General features: G+C 33.0%; 13 protein-coding genes, 3 pseudogenes and 1 other annotated feature. Of the genes and pseudogenes, 12 read left to right on the top strand and 4 right to left on the bottom strand.

Translation table 11 applies throughout. The annotated features are described in order from the left end of the window. Nucleotides 1–2882, top strand: a 2882-nt coding sequence (locus tag AB5359_RS02385) for a DUF1542 domain-containing protein (RefSeq protein ID WP_368287187.1), incomplete at its 5' end; no start/stop codon positions are given. Between the two features lie 132 nt (nucleotides 2883–3014). On the opposite strand, the pseudogene AB5359_RS02390 reads toward AB5359_RS02385, so the two are convergent. Together AB5359_RS02390 and AB5359_RS02395 are read right to left on the bottom strand one after the other, a co-directional pair. Then, a pseudogene (locus tag AB5359_RS02390) lies at nucleotides 3015–4139 on the bottom strand (acyltransferase family protein). Between the two features lie 281 nt (nucleotides 4140–4420). Continuing rightward, nucleotides 4421–4615, bottom strand: coding sequence for a helix-turn-helix domain-containing protein (locus tag AB5359_RS02395; protein ID WP_315897434.1), 195 nt, complete (start codon nucleotides 4613–4615; stop codon nucleotides 4421–4423). 297 nt (nucleotides 4616–4912) lie between these two features. Between AB5359_RS02395 and AB5359_RS02400 the strand changes: the two are divergent. Together AB5359_RS02400 and AB5359_RS02405 are read left to right on the top strand one after the other, a co-directional pair. After that, nucleotides 4913–5635 (top strand): annotated as a pseudogene (locus AB5359_RS02400) (class I SAM-dependent methyltransferase); the annotation flags it as partial. A 164-nt stretch (nucleotides 5636–5799) separates the two neighbouring features. Next, on the top strand, nucleotides 5800–6168 hold the full coding sequence (locus tag AB5359_RS02405; protein ID WP_053091175.1) for a WYL domain-containing protein: 369 nt from the start codon (nucleotides 5800–5802) through the stop codon (nucleotides 6166–6168). A 267-nt stretch (nucleotides 6169–6435) separates the two neighbouring features. Here AB5359_RS02405 and AB5359_RS02410 read toward each other — a convergent pair whose 3' ends face one another. Continuing rightward, nucleotides 6436–7119 carry a TMEM175 family protein gene (locus AB5359_RS02410; protein ID WP_048687092.1) on the bottom strand — a complete coding sequence of 228 codons (684 nt, stop codon included), beginning with the start codon at nucleotides 7117–7119 and terminating at the stop codon, nucleotides 6436–6438. 218 nt (nucleotides 7120–7337) lie between these two features. Between AB5359_RS02410 and AB5359_RS02415 the strand changes: the two genes are divergently transcribed. From AB5359_RS02415 to AB5359_RS02435, 5 genes are all read left to right on the top strand, one after another. Beyond that, nucleotides 7338–7937 (top strand): HAD family phosphatase, encoded by a 600-nt coding sequence (locus tag AB5359_RS02415; protein ID WP_048687091.1) that lies wholly within the window; start codon nucleotides 7338–7340, stop codon nucleotides 7935–7937. A 30-nt stretch (nucleotides 7938–7967) separates the two neighbouring features. Then, nucleotides 7968–8591: an NUDIX hydrolase gene (locus AB5359_RS02420; protein ID WP_020806986.1), complete on the top strand. Its 624-nt coding sequence runs from the start codon at nucleotides 7968–7970 to the stop codon at nucleotides 8589–8591. Nucleotides 8592–8880: 289 nt separating this feature from the next. Further along, a complete protein-coding gene (locus AB5359_RS02425; RefSeq protein WP_048687089.1) occupies nucleotides 8881–9627 on the top strand; it encodes a DUF4097 family beta strand repeat-containing protein in 747 nt (248 codons plus the stop codon). Between the two features lie 152 nt (nucleotides 9628–9779). Continuing rightward, nucleotides 9780–10025: a binding site (T-box leader), on the top strand. 63 nt (nucleotides 10026–10088) lie between these two features. Further along, complete coding sequence (gene brnQ / locus AB5359_RS02430) at nucleotides 10089–11465, top strand: branched-chain amino acid transport system II carrier protein (RefSeq protein WP_048687118.1); 1377 nt, start codon at nucleotides 10089–10091, stop codon at nucleotides 11463–11465. Nucleotides 11466–11659: 194 nt separating this feature from the next. Further along, complete coding sequence (locus tag AB5359_RS02435; RefSeq protein WP_368280118.1) at nucleotides 11660–12430, top strand: N-acyl homoserine lactonase family protein; 771 nt, start codon at nucleotides 11660–11662, stop codon at nucleotides 12428–12430. Nucleotides 12431–12515: 85 nt separating this feature from the next. Here the strand turns inward: AB5359_RS02435 and AB5359_RS02440 are convergent, their stop codons facing one another. Beyond that, nucleotides 12516–12896: a helix-turn-helix domain-containing protein gene (locus AB5359_RS02440; protein ID WP_003648778.1), complete on the bottom strand. Its 381-nt coding sequence runs from the start codon at nucleotides 12894–12896 to the stop codon at nucleotides 12516–12518. A 117-nt stretch (nucleotides 12897–13013) separates the two neighbouring features. Between AB5359_RS02440 and AB5359_RS02445 the strand changes: the two genes are divergently transcribed. The 4 genes and pseudogenes from AB5359_RS02445 to AB5359_RS02460 all read left to right on the top strand — a co-directional run bounded on the left by AB5359_RS02445 (nucleotide 13014) and on the right by AB5359_RS02460 (nucleotide 17944). Further along, complete coding sequence (locus AB5359_RS02445) at nucleotides 13014–13307, top strand: hypothetical protein (RefSeq protein ID WP_035429682.1); 294 nt, start codon at nucleotides 13014–13016, stop codon at nucleotides 13305–13307. Between the two features lie 55 nt (nucleotides 13308–13362). Then, nucleotides 13363–14535 (top strand): mandelate racemase/muconate lactonizing enzyme family protein, encoded by a 1173-nt coding sequence (locus AB5359_RS02450; protein WP_048687088.1) that lies wholly within the window; start codon nucleotides 13363–13365, stop codon nucleotides 14533–14535. A 229-nt stretch (nucleotides 14536–14764) separates the two neighbouring features. Continuing rightward, entirely contained in the window at nucleotides 14765–16363 is a 1599-nt protein-coding gene (locus AB5359_RS02455; protein WP_368280117.1) for an ATP-binding cassette domain-containing protein, read from the top strand. After that, nucleotides 16360–17944 (top strand): annotated as a pseudogene (locus AB5359_RS02460) (ATP-binding cassette domain-containing protein). Before AB5359_RS02455 ends, AB5359_RS02460 begins: the two are co-directional and overlap by 4 nt. Nucleotides 17945–17965: the final 21 nt, after the last annotated feature.

Consider the following 17965-nt stretch of genomic DNA (forward strand, 5'->3'; position numbering starts at 1 on the left):
CAGTAGCCAAAGCAGCAGAGGCTAAGAACGAAGCAATCGATTCATCAAACTTAACTGAAGAAGAGAAAGCTGCATTGAAGCAAGAAGTAAGTGATGCTCAAAAGGTTGCTAACACAGCAATTGATAATGCAACTACTAGTAGTGCTGTAACAACTGCACAAGAAGATGGCATTAAGAAGATTAACAATATCAATGTGCCAGCTGAATCAACTGCAAAACAAGTAGCTAAAGATGCAGTAGCCAAAGCAGCAGAGGCTAAGAACGAAGCAATCGATTCATCAAACTTAACTGAAGAAGAGAAAGCTGCATTGAAACAAGAAGTAAGTGACGCTCAAAATGCTGCAAACACAGCAATTGATAATGCAACAACTAATGAAGCTGTGGCAACTGCTAAAGATGAAGGTATCGAAAAGATCAATAGCATTGAAGTTTCAACTAAATCAGCTGCTAAGGAAAAGGCCACAACTGACCTTAATAATGCAGTTGATGAAGCTAAGAAGGCAATTGATCAAGATAACAACTTAACTGATGCTCAAAAGCAAACAGCTAAGGATCAAATTGACTCAGATGCTAAGAAAGCCCAAGATGCGATCAATAACGCTAAGAGTAATACTGATGTTGATCAGGCAGTTGATAACGGTAAATTAGCAATTAATAAAGATATTGCAAATGCTGCAATTGATAACGCAGTAGCTGGTAAGCTTAAAGAAGTCCAAGATCCACTAACTACTGAAGAAAAGCAAGCATATACTGACTTGATTAACGATGCAGCAGTTAATGCTAAGCAAAAGATTGCAGATGCTACAACTTCAGAAGCAGTAACTAAGGCTCAAGAAGAAGGCATTAAGAACATTAACGATATTCATGTTCCGACAACTTCTCCAGCTAAGGACGCTGCAAATGCTGCAATTGATCAGGCTTTGAAGAAAAAAGAAGATGAAATTAACAGTGCAACTAATATCTCTTCTGAAGAAAAACAAGCTTTAATCAATCAAGCAACTGAAGCAGCTAATACTGCTAAGAGTAATATTAACAACGCAACCACTAATGCAGCTATTGAAACTGCTCAAGTTAATGGTGAAAAGGCTATTGCTGATGTGACTGTACCTGGTTTATCTGATACTAAGAAGGAAAGCATCGATCTTATCGACAAAGCATTGAATGAAAAGAAAGATGAAATCAATAATGCTGCTAACTTGAGTCAAGATGAAAAGCAAGATCTTATTGATCAAGCAACTAATGCAGCCACTGAAGCAATCGATAACATTAATCAAGCTAAGACTAATGATGAAGTTAAGCAAGCAGCTGACACTGGAGTTAAGAATATTGAAAATATTACTATTCCAAGTCTTGATGATGCTAAGAAGAATGCAAACCAAGCAATTGACGATGCATTGAATTCTAAGAAGAACGAAATCAATAATGCTACAAACTTAACTGATTCAGAAAAGACTGATTTAATTAATAAAGCAACGGATATCGTTAATACTGCTAAAGATAATATCAATAAAGCAACTACTAATACTGATGTGAAGGCAGCAGAAGATAAGGGAGTTGCTGATATCAATGATATTAACTTCACTAACTTAGATGATTCTAAGAAAGCAGCAAACCAAGCAATTGACGATGCTCTAGACTCTAAGAATAAAGAGATTAACAATGCTTCTAACTTAAGTGATTCAGAAAAAGCCGATTTAATTAACAAGGCAACTGAAATTGCGGAAAAAGCTCATGATGCAATTAATGGAGCAACTACCAATGACGCAGTTAATAAGGCTGAAAACAAGGGTATTGAAGATATTGCTAATATCAATGTTCCAAGCTTAAATGAAACCAAGCAATCAGCAGTTGATGCTATTAAGCAAGTTCAAAATGCTAAGAATAGTCAAATTGAAGCAGCTAAGAATCTAAGTGCCGATGAACAAAAGAGTTTAATTGATCAAGTTAACAAGATTGCACAAGAAGCAATTGCTAAGATCGATGACCCAGCAACAACTACAAACGATGCTGTTACTGAAACTCGTGATCAAGCAATTGATCAAATTACTAACTTATTCATTCCAACTTTAGATGGCGCACAAAAGGATGCCACTGAAGCAATCAATGCTGCTAAAGAAGCTAAGATTGAAGAAATCAATAAGGCTACTAATTTAACTCCTCAGAGTAAGCAAGATTTAATTGACGAAGTAAATAAGGTGGCTGATGATGCTACTGAGGCAATTAATGAAGCACAAACAAATAATGCAGTTAAGGAAGCAGAAACTAAGGGCTTAGAAGACATCAACAGTATTCAAGTTCCAAGTTTAGTTGAAAGTAAAGATAAGGCTATTAAAGCAATTGATGCTGCTTTGAAACAGAAGACTGAAGCAATCAATGCTGCTGATCTTGATCAAAAGCAAAAGGATGATTTAATTAGTCAAATTACTGAGATTGCTACTGATACTAAGAATAAGGTGTTTAATGCTACAACCAATGCAGATGTTGATGTAATAGCTGAAGCTGGAATCAAGGCTATTGAGGCTGTTAAGATCCCAGCTAAAACTAATACTGATAACAATGGCAATCACGAAAATAATGGTTCATCAACTGACCTAACACCAAACCATAATGATGAAGATAACAATAAACAAACTACTAACCATGTAGAAACTAATACTAAGAAGGAAAACAGTAAGCACGCTGACACTGTAATTACTACCTCAGTTCATGCTAAGAGTAATACTACGGTACGTCATAACAGTCGTGTCGTAAGTAAGAAGACTACTTTACCACAAACAGGTAAGAGGAACTCTAACTTAACTCTTGCTGGTGCAGCACTACTTGGATTAGCTGGTGTACTTTCATTATTTGGATTGGGAGACAAGAGAAAAAAGAATAACTAATCATAAATAGTTGATACGAAAAGAGCGATATTCCTGGGAAGGAGTATCGCTCTTTTCTATATATTTATTAAATAGAATAATTAAAAGCACTGATAAATCAAGCTTTAATTAAGATGATTATCAGTGCTTATTTTATATTTTTAATCCATACGCAGACATTAATTTCTTAGTTTTTGCCCACCAAATATGTAGGCAACATGCTGAAGTAAACGATAAAGTCCACGTTAAGATCCATGTACCAAAAAATGTCAAAAATGGATGATAAGTCGCATGATATGCCATATTTAAACCGCGCCAAATTAGTTGATTCCAAAAAACGTTAGCTAAATAAGCGCGGTAAGCATATGTAGCTAAGAAATGGAAATTGGTTAAACTAGTGTGTAAATTTTTTCTAACTTGGTGAAGACAAAAAGCTGAAATCAGTGAAATTACTGCCAAGCAGTAAAAGGTCATTGAAGGCTTATAGTATGGCGCATTGTTGAAGTTAATTGGATGCCCAAATCTTTGTAATTCAGTATTTGTCCAGATAAAGCAAGCAACAAAAGCAATTGAAATTAACCACCAAAACTTAGTAACGATGTGATTGTAATAATTACGGAATTGCGATGCTAAGACGCCATATACACCATAAATAAAGAATGAAATAAAGATGCGATCAAGTAAATACCAGTCGTGTTCATGAATACCGTGAAAGACATAGTAATCGTAAAAATATAACCACGCGAAATACAGAATAAAAGTAATAGCAGCTACCCAGACGCCGCGTTTGAGATTATTTTTAACATAGCGACTTATTAACCAGAAGATCGGCATCAAAATAATAAATTGTAGCATCATCGTGTTATACCAGAGATGAGGCGCTGCATTCCCGTTAATAAATTGCCAGCAAAAAGAGCCAATACTATTATAATGGTTAACTTGTTGTAGTCAAGGCATCCCTAGCAGATAGATAAGTGTCCACCAAATAGTTGGTACAAATAAATTCGACCAATTAGTCCGCATATGCTTAGCATATGAAAATGATCCTTGCTCGTCATTAATGCGAATGGTGGTATAAAGAATACCAAAAATAAATGCTGGTGCCGTATATTTGACTAAATTATAAAAGATTCCGAAAATATCCTGAACATGAGTAGGCTGATTAATACTCATCATCATTGACATAATGGGTTGCGACATCACTGCAGTACAAGCGAAAACCTTCAGATAGTCACCAATATCGGCTGTTTGATAATTATTAAATTGACACTTTTGCATTAATTTTGTCTCTTTTCTTACTGCTTATTTTGTAACTATTTTAAATCAAATTAAGATAAAAAATGTTTGATAAGTTACATTAAATTTCAATTTTAGAGCGGTTTTTCAATTTAAAAATCAAAATAAAGCCAAGTAGATTTAAGGTACAGATAGCTGCAAATGACCATTGATATCCTTGCATACTAACATCAAAAAAAGAAAGCGTTGTAAAGAAATCACAAATTATGCCTTATTTATTTTGATAGGTGCTTGGTGAAATTCTATATTTCTTTTTAAAGAATCTAAAAAAAGCTCTGATAACTTAAAAATCCACAAGATAAGGCAACGTATTCAATACTGTTATCGTTATTCTTTAACAATTCACTTGCTTTGCGCAAGCGGTAATTTGTAATAAAGCTTTGTAGGTTCGTTCTGCTATGTTTTTTAAATATTCTAAATAGGTAGGAGCGATCAATATTTAAAATTACCGGGTTTATCTAATAAAGCTGAATATTCAGTTAACGCAGGAGTAAAACTTCAAGGACAAGTGTTAACACAGTTAGGTTTACGTTTACCGTATCAATTAAATGGTTGGAACCAAAAGATGGCACAAGTCTCAGGAGATTTTCAATTCTTTATTTATGATGTGAAGAAAATCTAATTTTATACTAAAATTTTTGATTTTAAAATGAGCAAGAACATAAAATTTAGATAATAAAGTCCAAATTTTATCGCCAAGCTCACAAATTAATGAGAGAATTATAGATAAATTCTGTAGAGATTGGATTTATAAAATGATATATCAAACTTTCGCTCAATTATATGATCAATTATTTGATTCAGATATGTATAAAAATTGGGAAAAATTCACTTTGGCTAATATTAAACGAAAAGATTGTAATTTACTTGATCTAGCTGGTGGTAGTGGACGACTAGCTGTTTTATTAGCAAAAGATGGAATCAATGTCACAGTGGCAGATTTTTCCGATGAAATGCTCAGTTTGGCTAATCAACATAGCGTTGAAAACAATGTTTCCATGCAGTTAATTGAAACTGATATGCGAGATTTGAGTGGCTTTGAAAAGTATGATGTGATTACGTGTTATGCAGATTCACTATGCTATTTGGATGATGAAAATGATTTGCTTCAGGTGTTTAATGAAGTAGCACAACATTTATAGAAGGACGCTATCTTTCTTTTTGACGTAATTACTCCGCATCAGACTGATGATGTGTATCCGGGTTTTATGTATAACTATCAAGATGAAGACCATGAGAGAGCCTTTATGTGGCAAAGTTATGCAGATGATGATGTTGAGCATGGAGTAATTCACGACCTGACTTTCTTTAATAGAATAGAAGATGGAAAGTACAATCGTTTGTCTGAAATTCATTATGAAAGAGCTTATGAATTGCCAGTTATTAAATCATTGCTAATGCAAGCGGGTTTTACTTCTATTGAAGTAGGTTCTGATTTTAGCTTAGAGATGGAAGATAAAAATGCCACTCGTTGGTTTTTAAGTGTGAAAAATAATATAAAAATGTCGATAGATTCATATAAAGGTCTATCGACATTTTTGATATTTTTAGAATTCAAATTTTCTTATAAAAATAGGAGTGGTGCGATGATCAAGATAACCTGCGCTTTGTGGTGTGATTTCTAGGACTCTTAAATCTTCTTTTGCAGCTTCGATATTATCTGCATAAATTTCAAAAAGTTGAAATAGCTATTAATCAAGATAGTTTAATTAATAGAAAAGAGTTAGCAGCTGGTTTTAAGCAATATGAAACAGAATATTATCAAATTTCATATCGTTGTATTTTGACAAAAGAAGGTGAACAAAAAGTTCAGTATAATTCTTACCCAATTATGAATAGTATTCATGATAAAGAAAAAATTTATTTGGATGGCAAGTATAATAGAGAAGAACTGCATTATTTGGTTAATTATTTAATTTCATTAGGTAATAATGTGAAAATTATTTATCCTGATGAATTAAAAGAAAGCTATCTTAACCAGTTAAAAGAGATAGTGCAGCAGTATGATTAGTTGTTCATAGTATAAAAAATTTGCTAAAGCAGAATATTGCGAACATAATATATTGTGGAGGCGATGAACATGAAAAATGAATATTGTCACAATGGAATGAAATGTCAGAAAGGCTGTCCTTGCGCTGGAAAAGATGGTATTTGTCATTGCAAAATGGTGAATGACAAGGAATGTGCGTGCAAGAGCCATTGCAAGGAACAAGATAAGAACTAGAAAAAAGACACTAATAGATTTTTGCAAAAGATGAATCTATTAGTGCCTTTTTGACTACATTATTTTAGTGCGTTTGACTGGAAATAGGAATGAAATAACTGGAATGACTAGATATAATATCATTGCTAATTTAGCATTAAACAATGATAAGACAATTAATATAATATTCAAAAATAAGGTTATGAACATTTTTCTAATGAAAGATCGACTTATAATAATATTCATTATTTGCGAATATTTAGCTGTTTTTCTAGCTCCAAAGTATTGAATTAGATATTCTAAAATCTTAGCAATTAAAAATACAATTCCAAAGTTTGCTACAGCAAAAGTAGAAGTTTCTGCCATAATCCATTTTGTCATGACTGGTAAAAGTGACAAGTCAGCTAAGAAGAAGAAGTCTAAGATAGCAATCGCTCTCGAAGGCTTGAAAATATAGTATGAGAAAGACAAATGCAAGTCATACCAAAAGTCTGCTACGATAAAGAATGTAATTAAGAATACAATGATATTATTGATAAATTGTTGATAATGAACTTCATGAAGTGCAGGCTGAATTTCTAAAACAATAATTGTAATGATGATTGCCATTACACCATCATTAAAAGCTTGTAAGTGTTCACGTAGACTTTCAGGCTCTTTTTTTTGAGCTTCAATTAATTCTTTTTTAACGTTGTTTAATTTTTCTTTTTCTTGATCTGAAAATTGATCGAAATTGTGTTTTCTGGGATTTCTTGGCATGAGTTACTCCTCTAATAAATAAGCTAGCTTTAATAATTATAACAAAACTTTATCTGCATTGATTTATTAATAGACCAATCATCATTAATGGGATAATAATTACAGTAAAAGTAAAGTGCTAAGATGAAATGTTATATACAAGTTAGACATTTTCTTGCAAGATTTTTATTAAAAGCGCATATTTTAGTTATAGATTATGAATGATGGAGGGTAGTCGAATGCTAAAAAATATTGTCTTTGATTTTGGCAACGTAATTATGAATTATAATCCTGATGAGATTTTGAATCATTATGAGTTAAATCGCCAAGAGCATGACTTATTAAGAAAAACTATTTTTGAATCAAAAGAATGGTCAGAAATTGACGCTGGCAAAATTGATGAAAAACAAGCTACAAATATTTTTATTAATCGGGTTCCGGATAATTTAAAGAAAAAAGTTAAACAAATTATGGCAACTTGGCCAGAAAATGTTGATTTCTATGAACCAGTTTTTAACTACATGGAAAAATTGCGTCAAGATGGTTATAAGATCTATGGTTTGTCTAACACAGGGATGCAATTTGCTAATTTTGTCAAGAATTCTGAAATGGGGAATTATTTCGATGGTTATGTTTTCTCTGCTCAAGAGAAGTTAATGAAGCCAGATAGAAGGATTTATGAGAAATTAATTGCTCGTTATATTTTGAAACCAGAAGAAAGTTTATTTATTGATGATTTAAAGGCAAACACTAATGCAGCAAAGAAATTGGGCATGCAAGCTTTTACTTTTAAAATCGATAAGCTAGGCGAATTACAAGACTATATTGCTAGTCATTAATTTAACTATAAAGTTTTAGGTGATTGAAGAATGAAGACAAATGATCAAATTGCAAATTGGGCAATGGACTTACAAAGTTTGGCTCAAGCTGGATTAAGATATGGACATGATGTTTTTGATCGAGAACGTTACGAAGAAATTCGTCGTATTGCTGGCGAGATGATGTCAGCTAGAACTGGAATTCCGGAAGAGAAACTTAAGACTCTTTTTTTAGGTGATGAAGGTTATCAAACTCCCAAAATTGATACACGAGCTGCAATTTTTAAAGATAATAGAATATTGCTTGTTCGTGAAAAAAAGACACAGGAGTGGTCACTGCCTGGTGGCTGGAATGATTATGATCAAACTACTGCTCAAAATTGCGTTAAAGAAGCTCGTGAAGAAGCGGGAAGAATAGTAGAACCGATTAAGATTATTGCAGTGCAAGATCGGAATCATCATAATAAGCCTGTTATTGCGACTAATATTACGAAAATATTTTATTTATGTAAGGAAATTAGTGGAAAGTTTACGCCAAATGATGAAACGGATGCATGTGATTATTTTAATTTAGATAATTTACCTAAACTTTCACTTGGACGAAATACTAAAGAACAAATTGCAATGTGTTTTGATGCAAATAATGATCCTGACTGGGATACTAAATTTGAATAAGATCAATAAAATAGCTCCAAGAAATATTGCTTGGGGCGTTTTTTTATGCAAATATAATAGCCACATTTTGGTAAAGAATGAATCTCCTTATCAGAATGTGGCTTTCGTATTTTATAGTGGTTGAATAGTTTGATAATAAAGTTAGTAAAAAATAGCTTAGGTTGTTTTTTGTTGCATGTTAGGTATAATTTTTAACCACTTAGTCAAATTTCATTGAAAAGTATCTCTATGATAGTAAAATTAAATTCAAATAAGATTAATTAATGAATAATAAAAAGAGGTACATAAAATGTTTTTCAATAAAAATGGCGAAACTAAAGATAAAGTTGTTGATGAAGTTTTAAGCAGTGATAGTTTTAATAATTTGAATCTTGATTTAATTGATCTTGATCTTAAAGTTGAAACTGGTAATAAGTTTGAAGTTCACTATTATGGACCTGAAGATGAAAAGCCGAGCGTTGAGCTTAAAGATGATACACTTGAAATTGAAGAACCGAGAGTAGAGTATAAGCACGGAAAGTTTTGGAGAAAAGATTTTATTGAAGTAAATATAGTTAGTCAAAGCGATAGTGGTGCTTTAGTTGTTACAGTTCCTGATGGTCATCAATTAGGTGCGGTAAAAGTTTCCTCAGTAAGTGGTGATACAGATTTTAAGAGTCTAAATCTTGATTCTTTAGTGATCTCTGCTGTAAGCGGAGATGTAAGTCTAAGAACAGTACAAACTGACGAAGTTAAATTAACCACAACCTCTGGAGATATTGATCTCAAAGAAGTTACAGTAAAACAAGGAAAAGCCCAACTAGTAAGTGGCGATTTTACACTGAAAAATAGTTTAGTCCTTGATCAATTTAAGGCTTCAACTACTTCGGGCGATAACTTAGTTGAAGATGTAAAAGCTGCTCAATATCAACTAAGTACTTTAAGTGGAGATAATTCGTTATTCGGAAAAAATGAAACAGCTGCCGAAGGAGATAGTACAAATAATGCTGGTACTATTATTTTAAGTACTTTATCTGGTGATAATACGGTTAAGTAATTTAGTTGAAAAGAAACTGGCTGATCATTGAGGATTTAAAAAATGGTTTATTTTTAAATAATGAATATTGAATAAGCAAAAAACAAATTTATAAAAAACTGTTGACATTTATGATGTTTATATTAAAATGATTATTAACAAATTTAATTAATCTGAAAACAAAGAGAAAGAAGAGTAGCATAATCTTAATTTTCAGCGAATCTCGTTAGGTGTGAGGAGATAAATTATAAGATTAAGTGAAAATCACTTTCGAGTTCTGATTCTTAATTTTAAGTGAGAAGAAGTGGGAGCACCCATTATAGTGCCTACGTATCGTCAAGTAATTGACTGCACGTGAAAGGTATTACTAGTGATAGCAATACGAACAAAGGGTGGTACCACGCTGAAGCGTCCCTCAACTAAGTAATTTAGTTGAGGGGCTTTTTTGTATTCAGAGATATTTTTTGGAGGGAAAGAATATGATGACAGATCATACATCACGAAAATTAACATGGAAGGATTATTTAGTGGTCGCTTCCTTGCTATTCGGTTTATTCTTTGGGGCTGGTAACTTGATTTTCCCATTGCACTTGGGACAACTTGCTGGAGCAAATTGGGGTACAGCCGCAGTTGGATTTTTAATCACGGGTGTATTACTGCCTTTATTATCCGTTTTAGCTGTTGCAATTACGCATGCTGATGGCGTTTATGATATCGGAAAACCGCTAGGTGCTGGTTTTGCAGTTGTATTTATGGTTTTGATCCATGCTACAATTGGTCCTTTATTTGGTACACCGAGAACTGCAACTGTTTCATTTACAGTTGGGATTGCACCATTTGTTCCTAAAAATATGCAAGGAACAGCCTTATTAATCTTTTCTGCTTTGTTTTTCTTAGCAGCTTTTGGTTTTTCTTACCATCAAAACAACATCTTATCTAATGTTGGTAAAGTATTAAACCCACTATTTTTATCTCTACTATTCTTAGTATTCCTTGTAGCTTTTGCTCGTCCATTAGGTAACCCGCAAACCGCAGCTGTAACTGCTGCTTACAAGCATGGCGCTTTAGTGAACGGATTCTTAGAAGGATACAATACAATGGATGCTTTGGCAGGACTAGCCTTCGGTGTTACTGTTGTTACAGCAGTACGCGGAATGGGACAAAAGAATGCTAAAAGTGTTTCAAAAGTTGTTGCTAAGTCTGGTTTGTTAGCTGTACTAGCTATCGGTTTTATCTACTTATTATTGATCTTAATGGGTGCAATGTCATTAGGCCGCTTTAAAGTTTCAGACAACGGTGGTGTTGCATTTAACCAAATCGTTAATGTTTATGGCGGTGTCTTCGGTCAAGCTTTACTTGCATTTTTATTAACTGTTACTTGCTTGACCACTGCTGTTGGTTTAGTTGCTGCTTTTGCTCAAGACTTCCACAAACACTTCCCACAAGTTAGCTACCACGCTTGGCTAGCACTTAGCTGTTTAGCTTCATTCTTAGCTGCTAACTTTGGTTTAGATACAATCATTGCATGGTCAACTCCAATGCTGATGTTCTTATACCCATTATCAATGGTATTAATTTTATTGTCTGTCTGCTCACCATTGTTTAAGACTGATGGAGTTGTATATTTCTTTGTAATCGTCTTTACAGTTGTTCCGGCCTTGGGCGATATGGTTGTAGCCTTTCCAAGTGTTGTCAGTCAAAGCTCATTTGGTTTAGCAGTAGCTTCTGTAAGAAACCATTTACCCTTAGCTAACATGGGGCTTTCATGGCTTGTGCCAGCTTTAGTTGGTTTGGCAATTGGATTAGTTGTTCATTTTGTTAAAAATAAAAAATTTGCTTCAACTTTAGAAGAAGATTAATTGAAAATATCTGCTGATTAACTTCAGCAGATATTTTTTATCTAAAGCACAAAGATGATGTTGATCGAAAATTTATCTTAGATCTGATTTCAAAGGAATTAACTAACTTAGCAACTTATTTTTAGACATTTTTGGCAATTATGTAGTGTTAAATTTGCGTATTTCTTCATAAAACATTTTATGAGGTAATAATTATGTCAGAATATAAAGTTCATATAATTAATACTGGAAAAGTTAGAATTGAGCCTGAATTAGCATTTGGTGGGGATCATTGTTCAACTGCTAAGGCTGCCGGCTTTTCAATTAAAAGATCACCTAAAATTTGGTTACCAGTAAATGTATTTTTAGTTGAAACACCAGATAAATTAGTCTTGCTTGATACAGGTTGGGACCATTCAATGAGTCCGAATGGCGTTTTTGATAAAAAAGCTCAAATTAAGTCTTTAGGTTCTTCACTTTTATATAACGTTAATCAAGGAGTGGTTGCAAAAGGGATGAGAGCAGGTGAACAGTTAGCTAAGTTAGGAATTAAGCCAAGTGATATTGACTATGTCATTATTTCACATCTTGACTGTGATCATGCTAATGGATTACGTCAATTCAAAGATGCCAAAAATATTATGGTGGCACGGTCAGAATATGAGTATGCTAAGAAGCATCCCTATATTCGTTTTAAGAAAAAATGGTGGGACGATGTAGATTTGAATCTGTATGATTGGAATGATAGTCAAGGCCCATTTGGTAGATCTTATGATTTATTGGGAGACAAGAGTATTGAACTCATTAATATCCCAGGACACACTGCTGGATTAGTTGCTACCAAGATCACTAATAGCGATGGCAAATATTTCCTTTATTATGGAGATGGTGACTATGGTGAAAAATCTTGGAAGGAAATGGTAACTTCTGGTATTTCAATGGATAAAAGTGCTCAAAAGAAGTCGCTTGAGTGGCTTAGAAAATAAAGCTTAGATCCAAATTGTGTAAGATCAGTAGCTTGTCACGGGATTGAGGAAAAGCCTGAAGTATTTGAATTTTAAGTAGAAAAATCTAGTTAAACAAGTCCTTATGCACATCATTAAAATGCATCCCTTTATATATATCAGGGGTGCTATTTTTGATGGCCCAATTTGAAATTGTATTTAAAACTGGTAGCAGCGTTTTTCCCTTATTTGTTAATGAATATTCGACGCGAATCGGCATTTCATTATATTGTTTTCTTTCAATGATATCTTGTTGCTGTAATTCCTTAAGCGAATCAGCTAATGCTGCATCAGAAATATTTTCCATCTGATCTTTTATTTCACCATATCTCATAGACTTTTTGTGTCCTAAGATACACAAGAGTCTTGGTTTCCATTTTCCGCCAAAGATATCTAATGCGTAATCAACAGTACAATAGTATTCTTTTGGTAATTTTCTTTGATACATAATTGACCTCACTCAATAATTCTTTAGTAACTAAAGCTCTTTTTAATATATATAAATCCTTTCAACTTTATCTTACTATAAAAATGTAAGTTGATTAAAACAGAAAGGAAAATTGATATGGCAGTAAAAGCTTATTTAGAAGTTACGATGCAGATCCCAGCAGAAAATAGAAAGGCAGCTGCAAAGGTTTATAGTGATTACCGTAAACCATTTTTAGAAACAATTCCAGGCGCTGAAAGTAAGGCATTACTTGTTCGCGATGAAGATGTGCAGGTATTACACGGCTTTGATTCAGTAGAACATGCACAAGATTATCTAAAGAGTGAAATGTTTACTAAACATGTTTTTCCAGGCTTAAAACCTACTTGGACGGCTGAACCAGAAGTTAGAATTTTTTCAGTTGTTGGATAGAATACTAAAAATATCAAACGTTCTAGTTTGATATTTTTTATTAGGTAAAGAAAAAATGAAAATAACTAAAATCGATCTATTATATAGTGATCCAGTAGAAGATAATTGGCGGCCGTCTTTTTGTCGTATTTATACTGACAGGGGTATTTATGGCGATGGTGAAGTTGCTCTATCATATGGCGGAGCAAAAGAAGCTGCTTTTATTGAAATGAAAGAATTAGCTCCCATGTTAATCGGGATGAATCCCTTAGAGCATGAGGTCATCTGGCAGAAATTATACAGAAATAGTTTCTTTGGTAAAAATGCAGGTCCTGTAATTTTTGGCGCTATCTCAGCTTTTGATATTGCTTTATGGGATATTAAGGGAAAGTATTATCAAGCTCCACTGTGGGAATTACTTGGTGGCAAACAACGAGATCATTTAAAAGCTTATGCTAGTCAGCTCCAAATGGGATGGGGAGAGTCAAGAAAGCCTGCAGCTTCAGCTCAAGATTATGCAAATAATACAAAAATTGCCTTAGAAAAGGGATTTAAGACTGTTAAAATTAACTTTTTAACATTTGACGAGCGAGGAAAGCAGGTTCCATGGCAAAAGCAGACTGCTTTTTTATCGAATAATTATTTAAATTTAGCAGAAGAGCGAATAAAAGCAGTTCGTGATACTTTAGGAAAAGATGGCGAATTAATTTTAGAAAACCACGCTTTAACTGATAAGTTATCAGCTGTTCAGTATGGAAAAATGGCGTCGAAATATAATATTTTGTATTTTGAAGAACCAGTAAAACCTGATCCTGATCTATTAAGTTATGTTCATCAAGAAACAGGTCTAAATATTGCTTCTGGTGAACGAATGTATTCTCGTTGGGACTTTAAGCGTGCTTTTGATCAAAATAGCATTCAAGTTGCGCAGCCAGATATTTGTACGGCTGGAGGAGTAACTGAAGTTAAAAAGATATGCGATATGGCAGATACAAGTGAGCTTGGTGTACAAATCCATGTAGCCGGAAGCAACTTAGCAACTGCAGTGTCACTAAACTTAGAAGCAGCACTCCCTAACTTTGTGATTCATGAATATAACGTCAATACTGAGATGCCAAAAATGCTTAAGTTAACTAAATATGATTATGAACCTAACAATGGTGTATTCACTATTCCTAACAGGCCAGGAATTGGTAATGAAATATCTGATTATGCTTTTAAGCATAGTAGGGTAGTTACGGTTAAGTGAAATAGAAATTTCTGTACTTGATGGTGGTTTAGTTCCAACTTTATATTAAAAAATGTTTATCTAAAATTTAAAAGTAGAATTTAGGTCAAAACTGATCTGAATTCTGCTTTTTATTTGAATTTAAATAGATTAAATTAATGTTTTTTTAATTTTATATTGAGGTTTAAAGCTTAAAAATATAAAATTAATTTAAAATATAATTAAAATACAAAACACTTGGAGAAAAAGTATGAGCATTAAGCAACTATTTAAATCAAATAAAAAACAGTTTATTTTGATTTTTTTAATGGTGATTATTGGAATGGCGAGTGACTCACTATCACAATATTTAATGACGCCAGCGTATAATCATCTACGAAACATGAATTTATTGGGCTTTATTCTGTTTATGTGTTTAGCTCTAGGCTGTGATGGTGTCAGAATTATACTAATATCAAGATCAGATTATTTGTATGGCAAAGACGTACAGAATTATTTACACCAGATCCGTGCCAGAATTAGTCGCTATTTCTTTAAAAATGATATTAATCAGACTGCAAAAGTACAAAATAATATGGTTGCAAATCTTGATCAACTAACTACTAAATACTTAACTCCGATTAAAAATGGCTTTATGTATTTTTTAGCTGTAGTTTTCTCAATTGGAATTCTATTTTCTTTTAATTGGATTCTAGTTGTTGTAACTGTGATTTTAACTATTATTTCATTATTGTTACCTAAGGCCTTTGAAAAACTAACTTCTACGGCAACAGTTATTGTCACAAAGAAAAATGAAAAATTCCTCAATATTTTGGATAAATGGGTAAAAGGTCTAGATGAACTAAGAAGATATGCAAGTTTCGATATTTTTACTAGCTCGATTAATAATGGGGCAAAAGAGTATAAGAAAGCCGCAATTCATCAAGGAGCAACGATTGCAATTGCTGATATGGCTACAGCGCTTGTAAATATTGGCGGTCAAATGTTGCTTCTAGGTTTATGTGCTTACTTATATTTGCAAGGTAGAATTGCTTTTGGTGCTGTAATTACTACTGGCCAATTTAGTTCAACAATTATGAATGGTGTAGCAGCATTTGTGGCTCAATGGAATTTAGTTAAGTCAGCCAAAGGCTTAAATGAAGAAGTTCGTGAACTAGAGCAACCAGTTGAAATAGCCCAGGACCAACATGATGATCAAAAGGTTGCCAAGATAGAAATAAGAGATTTAGCTCTTCAATTTAAGAATGGTGAGAATATTTCATATCCTGATTTAACTTTCAATAAGGGTGAAAAAATTCTGGTAACTGGTGATAGTGGAAGCGGAAAGTCTACCTTGTTTAAATTAATCTTAAATAAACTTACTCCAAGTAAAGGTACCATTCATTTCATTGATCAGGATGGCAAAGAAATACATTTAAATCCAGATGAGTTTGTTTATCTGGCACAGGACAGCACACTCTTTCCAGACACGCTTGAAAATAATATCACTATGTTTAATACCAAGCTTAATAGTCAAGTACAACAAGTAACTAAAAAAGTTGATTTTGATAAAGATATTAATAAATTCCCAGATGGATTAGCTACACAAGTTGATTTTGATAAGAACAATCTATCTGGTGGTCAAAAGCAAAAATTAGTCTTAGCTAGAGCGTTAGTCCATAATTCTCCTTGGCTTTTTATTGATGAGGGAACGAGTGCAATTGACAGTGAGTCAACAAAGCATATTTTGCAAAATCTTTTAGCTACAGATGATTCTGTAATTATGATTGCACATAACTTTTCTAACGAATTAGTTTCAATGTTTGATCGGGTAGTAAAACTAGATAATGGGGGGGGCACTAATCAATGAGCTTTAAAGACTTTATAAAGACGAATTACTTCAGATTTATTTACATGAATATCTTGTCAGTAATTTCTGGTGCTGCTGTCATTGGTGCGGGATATGTACAAATGTACTTTTTAACCGATGTTAAAAACAAAGATTGGCGTGGAATTTTGGTTACTGTCCTTTTGATAGGGCTTTTGTATATTGGCACTCAGGGGATGATCTACTACATTCAATTTGAAATTCGAATTCAAGAAGAAGAATTATAATCAACAGATCCGCAATAAACTTGCCAGGCATTATTTCCTTGATCAAAGAAATCACAAAGTTGCTGATGTGCAAAATAGAATGACTAATGATCTTGAAATGGTTAGAACAAATTTCTTTGATTGGTATATTATAATTCCATTTTATGGGGCAATCTTTGTATCGGCGTTAGTAGCATTACTATCTATTAACTGGATGATCTTTTTAGCAAGTATCGTAATTGATATTATTTCTTACTTTGTTCCAAAACTAGCTCAAAAGAAGATGGAACAAGCGACAACCAATGTTTCCAAGCAAAACAAATATTATCTTGATGTTTTGGCAAAATGGTTTTCTGGCCTTGAAGAATTAAGAAGATACTTTGCTGGTGCAAAACTATTTAAAGTTGGTGAGCAGGCTTCAAATAAAGTAGAGAACGCACATATTAAACAAACAGCTGCTCAGCAAGAATTAATTGTTTTAAGTGGTTTTTGTAACTTAGTTGGACAAATGTTATTACTTTCATTAACTGCATTTTTTATTACAAAAAATGCTATTATCTTTGGTGCAATCATGTCTGTTCAAAACTTTGCAGCTAATGTTTCAATAGGTTTGCAGCAAGTAATTGAAGGTTTAAGTTTTATGAAATCTTCTAAAGAGTTGATGGGAGAAATTAGTCATGATTCTGCTGTAATTAATAAGAATAAAGTAGTGGGTGAGGAAGCTCCTCTTGCCTTTACTACAAAAAAATTGTCATTGAGTTTTCCAAATGGCGAAGAACTTGTTTTTCCAGATATTGATGTTAAACCAGGAGAAAAGATCTTGTTAAGTGGAGATTCTGGTGCTGGAAAATCTACGTTGTTTAAGTTGATTTTAGGTGATTTAAAGGCTAGTACAGGCAAAGTTGAATTTAAAAATGCAGCTGGAGATACAATAATCCCCGATATGTCGAGAATTGGTTATATCCCACAAGACCCTAATTTATTTCCTGGTACAATTAAAGAAAATATCACTATGTTTAATGATAAGTTGGATAGTCGAGTTGAAGCAACTATAAATGAAGTAAACTTCGATAAAGACGTTAAAAAATTTAAAAATGGAATTAATGAAGAACTTGATTTAGACAAAATTAATATTTCAGGTGGTCAAAGACAAAAGATTGTTTTAGCAAGAGCAAAAATTCATGATAGTGATATTATCTTGATTGACGAAGGAACTAGTGCTATTGATCAAAAAGCAACAATGAATATTTTGGGAAAACTGCTTAATAGTAAAGCAACAATTGTATTTATTGCTCGTAACTTTAATGAGCATATGCGTCAGATGTTTGATCGAGAAATTTATTTAAGTAAAGATTAAATTCTTTTAGACTGCCTACTT

Source organism: Lactobacillus sp. RTP31084st1_F9_RTP31084_210423 (genome assembly GCF_040919545.1).
GTDB lineage: Bacteria > Bacillota > Bacilli > Lactobacillales > Lactobacillaceae > Lactobacillus > Lactobacillus paragasseri.